Below are 15,561 nucleotides of genomic sequence, written 5' to 3'. Positions count from 1 at the left end.
CCTTCAAGGCTGGGGAATCCATCGGCACCTCATTTTCCATTATTCTTGCGCCATTCGGCCCTTGCATCCCACTTTGCGTTAATGTATTAGCACGATAACACATTAACACGAAAGGTTCCGACAAAGCCTCTTGCGGTCCCGAATGTATCAGCGTATCAGCACGCTGCCACAACCGGAGACCTTGCACATGGGCGCCGACCATCCCCATCTGAAACGCGATATCGAGATCCTGTATCAGGCCTTCCTGGCGCTGGAAAACGAGGACGACGTGCGCAACTTCCTCAAGGACCTGTGCACGGGCCAGGAGATCCGGGCCTTTGCCGAACGCTTCCGCGTGGCCTGGCTGCTGGATCAGGGCGAACTGTCCTACCGCGAGATTTCGGAGCAGACCGGGGTGTCGACGACGACCGTGACGCGGGTGGCCAAGTATCTGAGAGATGAACCGCACCAGGGCTATCGCCGCGTGCTGGACCGAATGAAGGACAAGACTGTAACATGACTGAACAACGCCTGCGCATCGCCATTCAGAAATCGGGCCGGCTGGCCGACCGGTCGCTGGAACTGATCAATGGCGCCGGCCTGCGCGCCATCCGCGGCGCCAATGAGTTGCTGTACCGCGTCGAAAATCATCCGATCGACCTGCTGCGCGTGCGCGACGACGACATCCCGACCTTTGTCGACGACAATGTCGCCGAACTGGGTATCGTCGGCTACAACGTGCTGAAAGAGCACTTCCCGGACAAGGACCTGGAAGAGATCATCGTCATGCGCCTGGGCTTCGGTTCATGCACGCTGAAGATCGCGGTGCCAGACGCGTTTGACTATCAAGGCCCGCAGAGCCTGGAAGGTAAGCGCATCGCTACCTCCTATCCCAATATCCTGGCCGCCTGGCTGCGCGAACACGGCGTGACCGCCGGTATCGTCGAGATGCGCGGTGGGGTCGAGGTCGCGCCGCGCATGCATATCGCCGATGCGATCTGCGACCTGGTCTCGACCGGCACGACCTTGGAACTGAACCACCTGCGGCCTGTCGAACTGGTGCTGAAATCAACCGCCGTTCTGATCAAGGCGCCGCACGCCCCGCCCAAGGGTCTGGAACATCTGTTCGAAATGGTGATCCGCCGCTTCGACGGCGTGGCGACCTCGATGGGCGCCAAATACGTCATGTGCAACGCGCCGCGTAGCCATCTCGACGAGATCATCAGCCTGCTGCCGGGCGCCGGCAGCCCGACCATCATGCCGCTGGCAGACCCCGATATGGTCGCCATCCACTCGGTGTGTGAAGAAAACGTGTTCTGGGAGACGCTGGACAGCCTGAAGGCAGCGGGTGCCTCAGCCATTCTGGTGCTGCCGATCGAAAAGATGATGAAGTAACAGGGCAGATGCCCCTCCGGCGAGACAAGCTCGCCACCTCCCCCGTGCGCTTCGCTACAGGGGAGGACTGGATAAAACGATGAAGACGTTTGTTTGGAATCAATTGGATAGCGCAGGGCGCAAGGCGGCGCTGAGCCGGCCGGAAAACCGGCGGGATACGGCTGTGCTGGATCGCGTGCGGGGTATCTTCGACGATATCGAAGCACGCGGCATGGACGGCCTGCGCGACTGGGCGGTGAAGCTCGATGGTCATGCGCCGGTGCGCATCGCACTCGATAGCGCAACGGTCGATGCCGCGAGGGCCATGCTGACGGCAGAAGATCTGGCGGCCATGGAACTGGCGGTCGACAATGTTCGCGCCTTCCAGAAGGCTGAGTTGCCCGGCGACGGGCCGGTGATTGCGCCCAGGCCGGGCCTGTCCCTGCAACGGCTGTATCGCCCGATCACCACGGCGGGACTTTATGTGCCGGGCGGACTGGCGCCGCTGTTTTCGACCCTGATCATGACGGCTGTACCGGCTTTCGTTGCGGGCGTGCCCAACCGGGTGTGCGTCACGCCGCCGGCGAAAGACGGCTCGATCCACCCGATGATGATCGCAGCGGGCGCCGCATCCGGCTTGGACGCCATATGGAAGGTCGGCGGGGCGCACGGTATCGCCGCCCTGGCTCTCGGCGTGCTGGACGGTGTACCGCCGGCCGACAAGATCTTCGGACCCGGGAACAAATATGTCGCCGAAGCCAAGCGTTATGCCACGGAACGCGTGTCGGGCCTGGCAATCGACATGCCTGCCGGCCCTTCGGAACTGCTGGTCATTGCCGACGATACGGCCAATGTGAAACTGGTGGCGGCTGATCTGCTGTCGCAGGCCGAGCACGATGCCGACGCCCAGGTTATTCTGGTCGCCCTGTCAGTGGGGATCGCCGAACGCATTGCCGCCGAGGTCGAGGTCCAGGTGGCGCGGCTGCCCAGGGCCGAGATTGCGCGGGCGTCGTTGCAGCAGGCGCGCGTGTTTATCGTTTCCGGTGTTCCGGAAGCGGCGGAGGTGTCGAACCTGTATGGGCCCGAGCACCTGGCCATCCAGATCGCCGATGTCGATGCTGTGGTGCCTTTGCTGACAGCGGCCGGAACGATCTTTGCCGGCACCTATGCCGCAGAAACCTTTGGCGACTATGCCGCCGGGCCGAGCCATGTCCTGCCGACCGATGGCGCGGCGCGGGCCTGGGACGGGATTACCGTGCGGTCGTTCCTGACCAGCTTTGTCGTACAGAAGGCAACGCGCGAGGGGGCTGCGGCGATCGCACCTGCGGCGGCCCGACTGGCGCGGTTGGAAGGCCTGGAAGCCCATGCCCTCGCGGCGGACTTCAGGTTGGAGATATAAAATGGCCACCAATCATGCCCCCGCCGTTTTATTTCGTTGCGCTAACGCTCCGCTCCTTGAGCGCAGTGGATTTCCGGCTGAAGGTATAGGTCATGTTTAACTCCCCCTTCTCTTCCCTGAATGCATCAGGTGCCGGGCTGGAAAGCCTGCCGCCGTCGCTGGAACCGTTGCGCGAGCGCATGGCCGACTTCTACGGCGTCGAAAGTCATCAACTGATCGTGACGCGTGGCGCCTCGCATGCCATGGAAATCCTGATGCGCCGGCTGCGCGTCCACGGTCACGAATTCATCTGGGCCGGCGCCGACCACTATCTCGACGATCTCTGCGCTGTCTACAACCTGACCGTCCGCAAGCCGCCGGAAAGCGGCCCCCTGGCCAAGGGCGGCGGCTTTTATCTGGTCCATAACCCGAGCCAGAAGGACGGCCGAGTCATCGACCTGATCACGGCGCGCACCCTGGCGGTCGAAATCTTCCCGACCGTGCTGGTGATCGACGAATCCTATGCCGACGCCAGCGCCGGCAGCCTGGTCGAACTGGCGACCAGCGAGACCAATGTCGTCGTGCTGAAAAGCCTGTCCTTCCTGTTCGGCATGTCGGGCGCGCGGGTCGGAGCGCTGATTGCCAACAGCAAGACGCTTCAGGGCCTGCTGAAATATTGCGAGCCGCATCCCCTGCCGACGCCGTCGGTACGCGCCGCTGAAGCCGCCCTGTCGCCGTCGCGCAGCTTGAGCGTCCAGGCGCGGATCGATCTGATCCGTTCCGAACAGGCGCGCGTTAAGGCCGCGTTAAACAATTCGCAACTTCTGGAATCGTTTGATCTCAACGACGGTCCGTTCATGGTGTTGCGACCGAAGAACCTGTTGCAGGTCCAGACGGCCCTGAAACGACTGGGCCTGTCGCCGCAGGTGACGCCGACCGGCCTGCTGCTGGCGCTCGGCGATGTCGCCACCAATAACCGCATCCTGCGCGCGCTGGAGGTCGCTCCTGAGGGCAAGGCTCCGCGCACCGGCGAGGTGCTGCGCGACACCAAGGAGACGCGGATTTCGGCCCTGGTCAATCTCGATGTGGCAAAGCCGGTCAAGGTCCATACTGGTATCGGCTTCTTCGATCATATGCTGGACCAGGTGGCGACCCACGGCGGCTTTTCGCTGCAACTGGCCTGTGAGGGTGACCTTGAAATCGACGGCCACCACACGGTCGAAGACTGCATGCTGGCGTTCGGACAGGCGTTGAAACAGGCGCTCGGCGATCGCATCGGCATGGCGCGCTTCGGCTTTGTCCTGCCGATGGACGAGACGGAAGCCAAGGTCAGTATCGATCTCGGCGGGCGACCGTTCTGCGTCTTCAAGGGCACGTTCGAAGCCACCCATATCGGCGACTACCAGACGGAAATGACGGCGCACGCCTTCCGGTCGCTGTCGGAAACCCTGGGCGCCTCGATCCATGTCGAAGTCGAGGGCGGCAACGACCACCACAAGACCGAGGCCTGTTACAAGGCGCTGGGCCGGGCGCTGCGCCAGGCGACGCGGATCGAGGGCGATGCCCTGCCCTCCACCAAGGGGATGCTGGCATGATCACTGTGATAGAACTCGGATGCGCCAATACAGCGTCGGTGCTGTTTGCGCTGGACCGGCTGAACGTCGAGGCGAAACTGTCATCCGATCCGGTCGAGATCGCCGGCGCTAAAAAGGTCGTTCTGCCGGGTGTCGGCGCGGCCGGCTTCGCCATGGCGCGCATCCATGAACTAGGACTGTTCAACGTCATCCGAAATCTCGAAGTTCCGCTTCTGGGTGTGTGCCTGGGCCAGCAACTGCTGTTCGAGGGGTCGGACGAAGGCGATGTCGAATGCCTGGGTCTGATCCCCGGCCGCGTAACGAAGATGGAAGCGTCGCACGACCTGGTCGTGCCGCATATGGGTTGGAACCAGTTGGCGGTGACCGGCGACGATCCGCTGACGCGCGAGGTGCACGATGGCGACTACGCCTATTTCGTCCACTCCTTCGCCTGCCCGGTCAACGACAGCACCATCGCCACCACCACCTATGGTCAGCCCTTTGCCGCCATGGTCCGCCGGGGTAATGTATATGGTTGTCAGTTCCACCCCGAGCGGTCGTCCGCCACAGGGGCGCGTATTCTGGAGAATTTTGTAAGCCTATGATCCTGTATCCCGCCATCGACCTGATCAAGGGTGAATGCGTTCGCCTGGCCCAGGGCCGCTTCGACGCCGTCACCAAATATGACAGCGATCCGTTCGCGCGACTGGCCCTGTTCAACGAAGAGCGCGCCCAGTGGGTGCATATCGTCGACCTCGACGGCGCCAAGGCTGGATCGCCGCAGCAGCATGAACTGATCGGCCGGCTGGCCCAGGCGTCAAAGGCCAAGATCCAGACCGGCGGCGGCGTGCGCTCACGCGAACACGTTCAGACCCTGCTCGACGCCGGCGTATCGGCGGTCGTGGTCGGATCGGCGGCGGTCAAGTCACCGGACGAGGTGCGCACCTGGCTGTCGCATTTCGGCAAGGACCGCGTCACACTAGCGCTGGACGTGTTGCCTACAGCCGATGGCGGGTTCGATGCCGCCCTGCATGGCTGGGTCGAAGGCTCGGGTATTAGCCTGTGGGACGTGCTCGACTATTATCCCGCCGGCACGGCGCAGCGTATCCTGGTTACCGATGTGTCGCGCGACGGCATGCTGATGGGACCGAACATGGCGCTGATGCAGGCCCTGCGGCGCAAGCGGCCTGACCTGGAAATCCAGGCGTCGGGCGGCGTGCGTTCGGTCGAGGACCTGTACGATCTGAAGGCGCTGGGTGTCCACGGCGCCATTGTCGGCAAGGCGATCTACGAGGGTCTGATTGATTTGAAAGCGGCGATTAATGTTGGCTAGACGCATCATCCCCTGTCTCGACGTCAAGGACGGCAAGGTCGTCAAGGGCGTCCAGTTTGTCGGTCACGAAGTGCTGGGCGACGCCGTCGACCTGGCCCTGCGTTATCGCGACGAAGGCGCCGACGAACTGGTGTTGTACGATATTACGGCGTCTTCGGAAGGACGGACAGTCGATTACAACTGGGTGCGCGATATTGCCCGCGCATTGGACATTCCGTTCTGCGTCGCCGGCGGCATCCGCTCGGCCGAACAGGCGGTGAAGTGCCTTAACAGCGGCGCCGACAAGGTGTCGATCAATTCGCCGGCCCTGGAACGGCCCGACCTGATCAACGAACTGGCTGAAATGGCCGGATCGCAGTGCGTCGTCGTCGGGATCGACAGCCGCGAGATGGATGGCGACTATTATGTCCACCAATATTCCGGAGATCCGGACAAGATCCGCACAGTCGGACGGCGGACGCTGGATTGGGTCGTCGAGGCGAAGGCGCGCGGCGCCGGCGAGATCGTGCTCAACTGCATGAACCAGGACGGCGTGCGCAAGGGCTACGATATCCATCAACTTCGTCTGGTTCGCGATCTTCTCGACATTCCGCTGGTCGCCAGCGGTGGCGCCGGTGCGCCGGAACATTTCAGCGAGGTGTTCGATAAGGCCGATGTGTCGGGCGCCCTCGCCGCCAGCGTGTTTCACAAGAAAATCATTGCCATCCCCGATCTGAAGCGTGATCTTCGCGCCGCCGGAATTCCGGTTCGCCTTTAACTGCCGAGAGACCATGCCCGACGCGCACCACATTCCCAATCCCCTGACGCTCGACGATGTGGCGCGGATCGATTTCGCCAAGGCTGGCGGGCTGGTCCCTGCCGTGGTCCAGCACGCCGATACGCTGCAGGTTCTGATGCTGGGTTATATGAATGCCGATGCGCTGACGGAGACGCTGAGCGGCGGCCAGGTGGTGTTTTATTCGCGCTCGAAAGAACGGCTCTGGCGCAAGGGCGAGACATCCGGCGACGTATTGGTGCTCGACCACGTCCTGACGGATTGCGACGAGGACGCCCTGCTGGTCATGGCGCGGCCGCAGGGGCCAACCTGCCATACCAGGACGACGTCGTGCTTCGGCATGGAAACGGCGCCGGGTATCGGTTTCATGGGCTATCTCGCCGAGGTGGTCGCCACGCGCGCCAAGGCGCCGCCGGCCGACAGCTATACGGCGCGGCTGATGCAAAAGGGTATCGCCAAGATCGCCCAGAAGGTCGGAGAAGAAGGCCTTGAGACGGCGCTGGCCGGACGGGCCGGCGACCTGGACGAACTGCACAACGAAGCGGCCGACCTGCTGTATCATCTCAGCGTGCTGCTGATGGCGCGCGAAACGGGCCTGGGGCCGGTGCTCGACGTTTTGCGCGATCGCCATAAGGGACGGTAATTTACAAATGCAAGGTTTTGTGATCACTGTCGCCTAGCCGTGGGAGGGCAGATGTGATGGCCAGGGTTAAGGCCTTTGTGACGTTTCGGGAACTGACTTCGGCCAGGGGACGCTGCACGCGTGTGCAGTATCTCGTCTATGGCATCGGCAGCCTGGCGCTTTTGCTGGTCCTGCCGTTCGGCATCGGCGGATTGCTGTCCCTGTTCGGCCCGCCGCACATCCTTGATCTCAATCTCTCGACCATCCTCACCCGGTTCACTATTCTGACCGCCGTTCTGGTAGCCTGCCTTGTGGTCTACGTGCTTTTCTGCATCTCTGCCAAGCGACTGCACGATCTGAACCTGCCGGCGGTAACCGGGCTGCTGCTGTTCGGCGGGACGGTATCCGACGCCATTGTCACCTTTGGCGACGCCTATGTGCCGCTCGACGGTGATCTGGCGGATTTTGTCTCGCTTGGCGCCTATATTGTAGCCGGGCTACTGGTTCTGGCGCTGTGCGTCTGGCCGGGCAATAAGGGCGACAATCGTTATGGCGCTGATCCGGCAGCGGACGAAGGCGTAGCCCAGTCCGCCGAAGGCTAATCCTTGGCCAGGTTTCGGCCCATTTCCTTAAGCATGGCTGTGCGTTGCGCGGGCGGCAGGTCACCCAGCAGGCCGCGTTTGTCCACCGGCAAGTGGTCGGCGACCGGGCCATTGCGCAGGAAAACGAAGTGATCGAACATCATCTTCCACACCCTGAGCTGGTCCTCCGGCAGGTCACGCACCGTCAGCATAGCGTGCAGCATGGCCTGTGTCGGCGTGCCAAACGCTTCGGCCGGGTTCCACCAATGACTGATCTGGACATTGAAGGTGCCATCCGACACGACGTGGTGCCACCACATGTACGGTATGTACAGAACATCACCGGGTTCGAGATCGGCGACCGTAGCGGCCTTTAGCGCTTCGGCGAAGCGCGGATGGGCTTCGAAGTCCGGGTTTTCCAGGTCGACCATGGAGGTCGGCACGCCCGAAACGGTTGTCTCGAGCGGGCCGACATACAGGTTCGGCAGTTGTTCGGGCGGGAACAGGATGAATCGCTTGGCGCCACCGACCATGCAGGCCAGGTTTTCGTAAAGGTCGAAATGGATCTGGGTCTGGGCGACGTTGCCGATCCAGATACGCGGTTCTGCAGCAATGCCGGGCAGGCGGTTACCGGCCTTTACCCCCGGCAGATGGTCCTTCAGCGGCGCCGACTGAATGTAGATACGCTCGCCTTCGCGATTGTCCTTCAGCCTGCGCAGAAGTTCCAGAGCATGGGCCAGGGGGACCTTGGCGCGCTGGAAATTGAAGCCGGCCAGGCCCTCGCCGTAGAAAAATTTGCCGTCGCCGGTCGCCTGGCGAAAGGTCATGGCGGGAGCACCGTTGTCGTGCTTCCGGAGATAGTCGATCAGGGCGTCGGACGATTGCAACGCTGCCTGGACGATCGGCCAGTCGCGCACCAGATCCTTGAAAATGACAGGTTGATCCTGGTCAATCAGCGCCGCAGCCAGGGTGGCCAGAGTCACGTCGCTTCGCGTGGCAACAGTCGGAAAGGAGGGCATGGCGGCACAGTCTCGCGGCACGGGTGTAGTGGGCGTCGCCGTCTTATCGGAAAGCCCTCGGCCCGGCAATCGCCGCGGGCTTTACAGTGGCCACCTAAAACCGTTAAACTTGGTTAACGCATAACGCAGCGTGCGGGAGCAACGAGCGGGAGCAACGAGATGATCCATCTGGCATGGGATACACGCGGCAGGCTGGGACGCCAGGCCTATAAGGATGCCACCGGCGGGATCAGCCTGGTCACCTGGGCCGGGATTATCCTAGGCGCCCTGTTCGTCTTCAATTTCACGCGCGGCAATATCTATACCTCGACCGCCGTCGTGGCCGGGATCATGGTCGTTCTGGTCTATCTGCAATATCGCTATGCGCAATTATCGATACGACGGCTGCACGACCGCGGGCTGTCGGGCATTCTCTACCTGCCGATGATCGTCTTTGCCCTCGCCGCGCTGGGCTATGGCGGCTGGGCCCTGATCAAGGTGATGTATGCCGGTGGGCTGTGGGCGTTGCTGTATAATCTGCCGGGCCTGGTCGAACCCTATATCTCGGTGTTTTTCTACAATGGCATAGGCCCAACCATCGCCATTCTGCTGATCATCTACAACCTGTTTATCGCCTGGAGCCTGGGGGCACGCGGCCGCCCGCATGATAATCGCTACGGCCCGGCAACGGAATAGCAGGGACTGTTTTCCGCCAAATTCGGCAATATTACGCCTTTGTGAACCGTAACAATTGCAACCGTGACGAATTTGCGGCATGATAGGGGCAGCGTGTGACGGGCTTGGGGCCTTTCGGCGCCTTTGCTTCCGGACCCTGTTCATGTCGTCCCTGTCTGACATGGTAAGTGCTGCGATCGCCGGGCTGTTGTCCGCGGCGCTGGTTCATTTCGGCGCGACCGATTCCAACGACAAGACACACAAACAGCCGACGCCGGCTCATGCCGGCGCCGATAAGAGCGATGCCACGACCAGTTCAGCCCCTCTGCCCGCCGATGACGACCGATTCGCTCCGGCAAACCCCAATGCAGCGCCGAAGACACGTGCTGCAACGGTCCACCGGAACCTGCCCGGCCACTCGTCCTGAGCCTGTTCGCGAACGGACGAAGTTTCCGCTTCGAAGCGACAAAATCCTTTGCAAAACAAGCCCGTTGAGGCTAGCTTTCCCGCGATGGGAGAAACCGTCCTTTGTCAGCGCGCGGAAAACCGTTTGACGCGAAATTGAGTCGGGCCACAGGATACTTGAATGAAATCACGCCGCCCCCCGCTGAACCTGACCGAACCCAAGGGAATCCGCCGTCGCACGCCCCGTGGCGAGCTTGTCGGAGAGGACGCCGTGGACACGGCTGACAGCGTGGCGGACGACGACATTCTCGAGGCGCCTTTGACGGGCGGTCCGTACAATGCCCGTCACGAAGCGCCGCCGGAAGAACCGCAGGCTGTCGAAGCACCCGAAGACGATGCCGACGGCTTCGATATCCCCCATCCTGCGCCCCTGGCTACGCCGCAGGCCCGGATGCAGGCTCAGCCTGAAATCCATACTGAGATTCGGGCCGAGACCTGGGCCGAGCCCAAGGCACGTGAACCGCTTTTCAAGACGACCGGTCCAAAACTGACCCCGCCGCCCGAAGCGACGCCGCCTGCCCGTGCCGAAAGCGTGGAAAAGGCCAGGGCCGACGAAGAGCCTGTGCGCCGTGATCTCAGCACGTTGAAGATCGAGCCCGAGGGCGTCATCAAGGCCACCGGCGCGCCGGCCGTCTATTTCTGGGGCACAGCCACCGCCATCAGCGTCATGTGGGCCGGCGGTCTGGCGGCCTTTGTGCTGGGCGCCCAGGGTTCGCTCGACGCCTTTTCGGTCGCGCCCTTCCGTCTGGCTGTGCTGGCGCTGTTATGCCTGTTCCCGATCGGCCTGATCTTCGCTTCCGCCTTTGCCCTGCGTAACGCCGCCGCCCTGTCGCGCCAGACCCAACGCACGGCCGCCCTGGCCGACGCCATGCTGGCCCCTGCCGCCTCCGCGGCCTCGCAGACCGTGGATCTGGTTGACGCCCTGCGTTCCCAGGTCGATCACGCCGTCCGCGCCGTGCGCCTGGCCCATGCCGATATTGCCGAGTTGAGCAGCCGGCTGAAAAGCGAAACCGACCGCCTGCAGGACGCCGCTCAGATCGCCCGCGCCGCCACGGCCAGCATCACCCGGTCGCTGGAGCACGAGCGCGAGGCCGTCAACCTGATGAGCCAGTCGCTGGGGCATCAGTCCGCCGGTATTATCGAAGCCGTCGACCGTCAGGCGCGCATGGTCGCCGACGCTTCTGACCTGGCGCAGACGCAATTGCGCGAGGCCGAAGCCTCACTGGCCTCGACCGCTTCGGACATGATGGGCGCGGCCTCCGACGTTTCGGATTCGGCCCGCCGCATCAGCGAAGACCTGGACCGCCAGACCCAGCGCCTGGAAACCGCCGGTTCGGGTGTTGCCGACCAGATCCGCAGTGTCGAGGAAGGCCTGTCGCAGCAACGCGCCGGCCTGGTTTCGGCCGCGTTGTCGCTGCGCGCCGACCAGGAGGACTTCGCTGTTCATATCGAGAACCAGCGCGCCCAACTGACCGAAGCCCTGTCGATCACCCGTATCGCCACCGTCGACCTGGGCGAGACCTCGGCGCGCGGCATCGATGTGCTGCGCGATATCGTGCTGACGGCGCAAGAGAATTTCCGTTCGGTCATGGGCGCGGCGGAGAACGAGCGCACGGCGTTCGAGACGCGCGTCCACGCCACCCTGTCCAATATCTCGGTCATGGCGGCCGACGCGCGCGACGACCTGATCAACGAGACCAAGCGTTCGCTGGATCAACTCAGCACGGCGGCAACCGATGCCCGCAAGGCCGCCGATATGGCCGCCCAGACGGCACAGTCGCGCGTCGACCGGCTCAACGAGTCGATCTTCGAAGCCAGCAAGAAGGCCGATGAAGTCTTCGATTCGCGCTTCAATGCCGCGCGTCGCCTGATCGAAAATTCGGCGGAACTGATCAGCGAGGCCGGCGACCAGACGGCCGAGAAGCTGGACCAGAGCTTCGCCCATGCCCGCGAGGCAATCAGCGAGGTCAGCGCCGCGCTCAACGAACTGACAGGTTCGGCTGACCAGTTGCCGCTGATGGCGCGCGACCGGCTGGACGAGATCCGCAAGGCGGTCGAAGACGGCGTCTCGGCCATGACGGCCGCCGCCAAGCGCGCTGCCGTCGAGACCGAGGCCGTCGACCAAGTCTTCCAGGAACGGGTCAAGCGCAACTACGAAATGCTGAACGAAGCCGTGCGGCTGATGGGCGTGATTTCGGGCGACCAGCCCTTGCCCCAGGGCCAGGGTGCGATGGAAGCGCCTGACCGCCCGCGCGAGCGCGACTATGGCCGCGGCTTTGCCCCGGCCCGCCAAAGCCCGGCCCTGCGCGAGACACCAGCCTTACGTGAGGCACCTGCCCCTCGTCCGCAGCCACAACCGTCAGCGCCGGCTCCATCGTCCTCGGCCGGGCGCCTACGCCTGTCGGCTGTCAGTGAGACCCGCCCGTCGCCGGGGCCGCAGCCTGCACCGCAATCCACCCGGACTGCGCAGCCTCCGCAAGGTGGCAAGGGCGGTGACGGCTGGTCGTGGCGCGACCTGCTGAACGGCATGGAGTCGGGCAGCGGTGAGCCGCGCGCCGAGAGCTCGGTCCAGTCCTATGAGCCGGTTCAGGCGCCGCAGCCACCGCTCGATCCGGAATTCGACAATCTCGACGACCTGATGATCGGTGAAGTCACGGCCATGGGGGTCGACGCCGCTGCCCTGCTCAGCCGGTCGCGCATCGAGGAAACCATCGCCGCCATCATGGCCGAGGACAACGAAGGCGCGCGCATGGTCGTCCGCCGCGTGGCCCCGGCGGCGATCCGCCGCCTCAGCCGCCGTTTGCTGACCGATGGCCATCTGCGCCAGCAGGCCAACGACTTCGCCACCTATTACGATCAGCAGATCAATATGGCGCTGATGTCGAAAGAGCCTTCACGGGCCTTGAACGATGTCCTGGCAACCGATCCCGGCCGTGCCTACCTGCTGCTTGATGCGGCGATCAGCGATCTGATTTAACAGGTTTTACCCGCAGATAGTGCTCATTGATTTTCAGTAACTCCCAAGTCGAGCGAGAAACCTTGATAAAGCCATACTGACAGCCATTGGAAACCGTTCGCGCAACTTAGTGACCGCACGTCTTCAACAGTGGAATCTTGGATCACGAAAAGCACTAAAATCAGAAAAGCACGAAATGTCAGGGCGGAAAATTCTCCCGCGCGAAGCGCCTTCATTCTGTGCCTGCGTCACGAGCTCTATGAATGCCCTTCGGGCGACATAGGATCAACCACTCCATTCGTGCTTTTCTGATTTTCGTGCTTTTCGTGATCCAAGATTCCACTGTTGAAGACGTGCGGTCGCTAAGTTGCGCGACCCATTTACAACCGCTTGGCAGTTACGATTTTGATATGCGTAGTCTGTGGGTAATTTTCATCACAGGCCGCACAAGGACTAGAGTTTTATGCGCCTTATTCTTCGTGACGAGACCTTTCCGATTGACGGCCGGTTCACCATTGCGCGCGGATCGAAGACCGAGGCCCGTGTGCTCTATGTCGAACTGCATGACAACGATTACGTCGGGCGCGGCGAAAGCGTACCCTATGCCCGCTACGGCGAAAGCATAGAGCAGTGCCTGGCCGACATCGACGCGCTTCGTCATCGCATCGAAAATGAACTGAGTTTCGGCGAGCTGTATGAGATGCTGCCGCCCGGAGCCGCGCGCAACGCGGTCGACTGCGCCCTGTGGGATCTTAATGCCAAGCGGACCGGTATCCCTGCCTGGAAGACGGCTGGTCTGCGCCGCCTCGACCCGCTGAAGACCGCCTATACATTGAGCCTCGATAGTCCTGAAGCCATGGGCCAGCAAGCTGCCGCCAATGCGCGACGGCCAATGCTAAAGATCAAGATCGGCGACCCCGCCGATATCGACAGCGTCGAAGCCGTTCGGCAATACGCGCCAAAGGCGCGGCTGATTGTCGATTGCAATGAAGGCCTGTCGTTCGAAGACCTGCTACGCGTGGCGCCGCAATTGGACAAGTTGGGCGTCAAGCTGATTGAGCAGCCGTTGAAGGTCGGCGAAGACGAGCAACTGCTGGGTTATAAATCTCCCGTGCCGCTATGCGCCGACGAGAGCCTGCACAGTCGAGCGGAACTGGACCGTGTGTCGCGACTGTACGACGTGGCCAATATCAAGCTCGACAAGACCGGCGGCCTGACCGAAGCTCTGGCCCTGAAGGCGGCGGCCCTGGAGGCCGGCATGGCGATCATGGTCGGCTGCATGGTGGCGACGTCTTTGAGCATGGCGCCGGCGATGATCGTGGCGCAAGGCGCCGATTTCGTCGATCTCGACGGCCCGTTATTGCTGGCGGAAGATCGTGAGCACGGGTTGGAGATTACAGGTTCTGTGCTGCATCCGCCCAAGCCGGAGCTTTGGGGCTGAGACTTCAAGATTTTTGCCGCGAAACACGCGAAAAGCGCGAAAAGGCAGTGGAAACATCTATGCCTGATGGGCCTTCAATCGCATTGGCCACATCTGGATAGTAAGCGCTTCGCGCGAAGTGTTTAACAGCACATTTCGCGCTTTTCGCGTGTTTCGCGGCAAAAATCTTTAAGCCGCCGCCGCGAAGCGCTCGCGCTGGATATACAGCCAGCCGGCGCACAGCAGTCCGGCAACCGCCAGACCGGCCATCAGGGCGTAGCCACCAGCCCCCCACGCCTGGTATGCTGCGCCCGAGGCCAGCGTCCCCAGCCCCATCATCACCCCATTGCTGTAGGCGGCGTTGGTCGTCTGGGCCAGGCCCTCATAGCCCTTCGGCGCCAGGCGGAAGACGAGATCCAAACCGGCCATATAGACCGCCGCAAAGCTGAAGATGTGCAGCAACTGCAGCAGAATCAGGGCCCACAACGGCGGGGCCATGATCATGATCCCCCAACGCACGGCTGCCAGGACGCCGGCCAGCAACAGCATCCGCCACGGACCGACGCGGCGGCGCAGGCGTTCGCCCCACATCAGGAAAACGATCTCGGCCGCCACGCCCAGGCCCCACAGCCAGGCGCAGGTCGAGGTCGAGAGTCCCTGCGCCTTCCACAGGATGTTGGAAAACGCGTAATAGAAGCTGTGCGAGGCCTGCAGAAAGGCCACAGCCAGGATCAGCCACATGAGCCCCGGCGCCTTCATCATCTGGCGCAGCCGCAACCAGCCCGAGGCATTTTCCTCGCGGCTCAGATGCCGGACGTCCTGACGCGGCTCGGCCGGCAGGATGAAGCGACCGGCCGCCGCCATGACAGCGCAGGCCAGGACCACCCAGGCCAGGATGACGTCGTCGGGCGCCACCAGCAGGACATAGCCCATGGCGACGCTTGCCACCACGAAGGCGGCGGAACCAACGGAACGCGGCAAAGCGTAGAGGTAGTTGTGACTGCGCGACAGCTGCAGGGTCATCGAATCGAGCAAGGGGCTAATGCCCGTCGAACAGGTGTAGCCACACGTGAACAGGACCAGATAGGCTATGAAGCGCCAGGGGCCGTAGAGATTGCCCAGCGCCATCAGGGCATAGAAGACGGCCGCCAGGATGGCGAGCCAAAGCAGCGGCGTACGATAAAGCGTAAAGCGATCGGACCAGACGCCGCTTAAGGGGCCGGTCACGGCACGCAACAGCAACGGCAGCGCCAGGATGGTGCCTATCTGTCCGCCGGTCAGGCCCTGGGCTTTCAACCATACCGGGATGAACGGCAGGTTCGCCCCGGTCATGGCGTAGAGCAGGATATAGAACAGAGCCTGACGCCACGGCGTTGTCAGCGCGAAAAGAGTTGTGGCCTGGGGCATTTGGGCTTTAGAGTACAGCGATAC

15 protein-coding genes are annotated in these 15,561 nt (G+C 62.7%); 13 read left to right on the top strand and 2 right to left on the bottom strand.

Features of this window, described 5'->3' with window-relative positions:
* Positions 1-142 precede the first annotated feature (142 nt).
* The 9 genes from AC1DXO_RS07690 (at position 143) to AC1DXO_RS07650 (ending at position 7,637) form a co-directional block, all read left to right on the top strand.
* Positions 143-499: a YerC/YecD family TrpR-related protein gene (locus tag AC1DXO_RS07690; protein ID WP_476977532.1), complete on the top strand. Its 357-nt coding sequence runs from the start codon at positions 143-145 to the stop codon at positions 497-499.
* A complete protein-coding gene (gene hisG / locus AC1DXO_RS07685) occupies positions 496-1,374 on the top strand; it encodes an ATP phosphoribosyltransferase (RefSeq protein WP_476977531.1) in 879 nt (292 codons plus the stop codon). Before AC1DXO_RS07690 ends, hisG begins: the two co-directional genes overlap by 4 nt.
* Positions 1,375-1,453: 79 nt before the next feature.
* Positions 1,454-2,752 carry a histidinol dehydrogenase gene (gene hisD, locus AC1DXO_RS07680; RefSeq protein WP_476977530.1) on the top strand — a complete coding sequence of 433 codons (1,299 nt, stop codon included), beginning with the start codon at positions 1,454-1,456 and terminating at the stop codon, positions 2,750-2,752.
* Positions 2,753-2,844: 92 nt separating this feature from the next.
* Positions 2,845-4,326 carry an imidazoleglycerol-phosphate dehydratase HisB gene (gene hisB, locus AC1DXO_RS07675; protein WP_476977529.1) on the top strand — a complete coding sequence of 494 codons (1,482 nt, stop codon included), beginning with the start codon at positions 2,845-2,847 and terminating at the stop codon, positions 4,324-4,326.
* The gene (hisH, locus tag AC1DXO_RS07670; RefSeq protein WP_476977528.1) at positions 4,323-4,910 is read left to right on the top strand and encodes an imidazole glycerol phosphate synthase subunit HisH; all 588 of its coding nucleotides are present in this window, start codon (positions 4,323-4,325) and stop codon (positions 4,908-4,910) included. Before hisB ends, hisH begins: the two co-directional genes overlap by 4 nt.
* Positions 4,907-5,638, top strand: coding sequence for a 1-(5-phosphoribosyl)-5-[(5-phosphoribosylamino)methylideneamino]imidazole-4-carboxamide isomerase (gene hisA, locus AC1DXO_RS07665; RefSeq protein WP_476977527.1), 732 nt, complete (start codon positions 4,907-4,909; stop codon positions 5,636-5,638). The genes hisH and hisA overlap by 4 nt, the downstream gene beginning before the upstream one ends.
* Positions 5,628-6,395, top strand: coding sequence for an imidazole glycerol phosphate synthase subunit HisF (hisF, locus tag AC1DXO_RS07660; RefSeq protein WP_476977526.1), 768 nt, complete (start codon positions 5,628-5,630; stop codon positions 6,393-6,395). The genes hisA and hisF overlap by 11 nt, the downstream gene beginning before the upstream one ends.
* Before the next feature lie 13 nt (positions 6,396-6,408).
* Entirely contained in the window at positions 6,409-7,056 is a 648-nt protein-coding gene (hisIE, locus tag AC1DXO_RS07655; RefSeq protein ID WP_476977525.1) for a bifunctional phosphoribosyl-AMP cyclohydrolase/phosphoribosyl-ATP diphosphatase HisIE, read from the top strand.
* Between the two features lie 56 nt (positions 7,057-7,112).
* Positions 7,113-7,637, top strand: a complete 525-nt coding sequence (locus tag AC1DXO_RS07650) for a DUF805 domain-containing protein (protein WP_476977633.1) — start codon at positions 7,113-7,115, stop codon at positions 7,635-7,637.
* Here AC1DXO_RS07650 and AC1DXO_RS07645 read toward each other — a convergent pair.
* Positions 7,634-8,635, bottom strand: a complete 1,002-nt coding sequence (locus AC1DXO_RS07645; protein ID WP_476977524.1) for a cupin-like domain-containing protein — start codon at positions 8,633-8,635, stop codon at positions 7,634-7,636. The genes AC1DXO_RS07650 and AC1DXO_RS07645 overlap by 4 nt on opposite strands.
* 159 nt (positions 8,636-8,794) lie before the next feature.
* Here AC1DXO_RS07645 and AC1DXO_RS07640 point away from each other — a divergent pair, with 159 nt between their 5' ends.
* From AC1DXO_RS07640 to dgcA, 4 genes are all read left to right on the top strand, one after another.
* A complete protein-coding gene (locus tag AC1DXO_RS07640) occupies positions 8,795-9,310 on the top strand; it encodes a DUF805 domain-containing protein (protein WP_476977523.1) in 516 nt (171 codons plus the stop codon).
* Between the two features lie 142 nt (positions 9,311-9,452).
* On the top strand, positions 9,453-9,716 hold the full coding sequence (locus AC1DXO_RS07635) for a hypothetical protein (protein WP_476977522.1): 264 nt from the start codon (positions 9,453-9,455) through the stop codon (positions 9,714-9,716).
* 159 nt (positions 9,717-9,875) lie between these two features.
* On the top strand, positions 9,876-12,731 hold the full coding sequence (locus tag AC1DXO_RS07630) for a tipN (RefSeq protein WP_476977521.1): 2,856 nt from the start codon (positions 9,876-9,878) through the stop codon (positions 12,729-12,731).
* Between the two features lie 442 nt (positions 12,732-13,173).
* The gene (dgcA, locus tag AC1DXO_RS07625) at positions 13,174-14,151 is read left to right on the top strand and encodes an N-acetyl-D-Glu racemase DgcA (protein WP_476977520.1); all 978 of its coding nucleotides are present in this window, start codon (positions 13,174-13,176) and stop codon (positions 14,149-14,151) included.
* Positions 14,152-14,319: 168 nt separating this feature from the next.
* Here the strand turns inward: dgcA and AC1DXO_RS07620 are convergent, their stop codons facing one another.
* The gene (locus AC1DXO_RS07620; protein WP_476977519.1) at positions 14,320-15,537 is read right to left on the bottom strand and encodes an MFS transporter; all 1,218 of its coding nucleotides are present in this window, start codon (positions 15,535-15,537) and stop codon (positions 14,320-14,322) included.
* Between the last annotated feature and the right edge of the window lie 24 nt (positions 15,538-15,561).

Source organism: Asticcacaulis sp. P2_C5 (assembly GCF_056404555.1).
Note: the sequence above shows the minus strand (reverse complement) of the source record. Positions and strands in the feature narration are given on the sequence as shown.

What these genes read in the sequence shown, in the direction of transcription:
- AC1DXO_RS07690 (WP_476977532.1), top strand. Translation starts at nt 143, where the DNA reads ATGTATCAGCGTATCAGCACGCTGCCACAACCGGAGACCTTGCACATG.
- hisG (WP_476977531.1), top strand. Translation starts at nt 496, where the DNA reads ATGACTGAACAACGCCTGCGCATCGCCATTCAGAAATCGGGCCGGCTG.
- hisD (WP_476977530.1), top strand. Translation starts at nt 1,454, where the DNA reads ATGAAGACGTTTGTTTGGAATCAATTGGATAGCGCAGGGCGCAAGGCG.
- hisB (WP_476977529.1), top strand. Translation starts at nt 2,845, where the DNA reads ATGTTTAACTCCCCCTTCTCTTCCCTGAATGCATCAGGTGCCGGGCTG.
- hisH (WP_476977528.1), top strand. Translation starts at nt 4,323, where the DNA reads ATGATCACTGTGATAGAACTCGGATGCGCCAATACAGCGTCGGTGCTG.
- hisA (WP_476977527.1), top strand. Translation starts at nt 4,907, where the DNA reads ATGATCCTGTATCCCGCCATCGACCTGATCAAGGGTGAATGCGTTCGC.
- hisF (WP_476977526.1), top strand. Translation starts at nt 5,628, where the DNA reads ATGTTGGCTAGACGCATCATCCCCTGTCTCGACGTCAAGGACGGCAAG.
- hisIE (WP_476977525.1), top strand. Translation starts at nt 6,409, where the DNA reads ATGCCCGACGCGCACCACATTCCCAATCCCCTGACGCTCGACGATGTG.
- AC1DXO_RS07650 (WP_476977633.1), top strand. Translation starts at nt 7,113, where the DNA reads ATGGCCAGGGTTAAGGCCTTTGTGACGTTTCGGGAACTGACTTCGGCC.
- AC1DXO_RS07645 (WP_476977524.1), bottom strand. Translation starts at nt 8,635, where the DNA reads ATGCCCTCCTTTCCGACTGTTGCCACGCGAAGCGACGTGACTCTGGCC.
- AC1DXO_RS07640 (WP_476977523.1), top strand. Translation starts at nt 8,795, where the DNA reads ATGATCCATCTGGCATGGGATACACGCGGCAGGCTGGGACGCCAGGCC.
- AC1DXO_RS07635 (WP_476977522.1), top strand. Translation starts at nt 9,453, where the DNA reads ATGTCGTCCCTGTCTGACATGGTAAGTGCTGCGATCGCCGGGCTGTTG.
- AC1DXO_RS07630 (WP_476977521.1), top strand. Translation starts at nt 9,876, where the DNA reads ATGAAATCACGCCGCCCCCCGCTGAACCTGACCGAACCCAAGGGAATC.
- dgcA (WP_476977520.1), top strand. Translation starts at nt 13,174, where the DNA reads ATGCGCCTTATTCTTCGTGACGAGACCTTTCCGATTGACGGCCGGTTC.
- AC1DXO_RS07620 (WP_476977519.1), bottom strand. Translation starts at nt 15,537, where the DNA reads ATGCCCCAGGCCACAACTCTTTTCGCGCTGACAACGCCGTGGCGTCAG.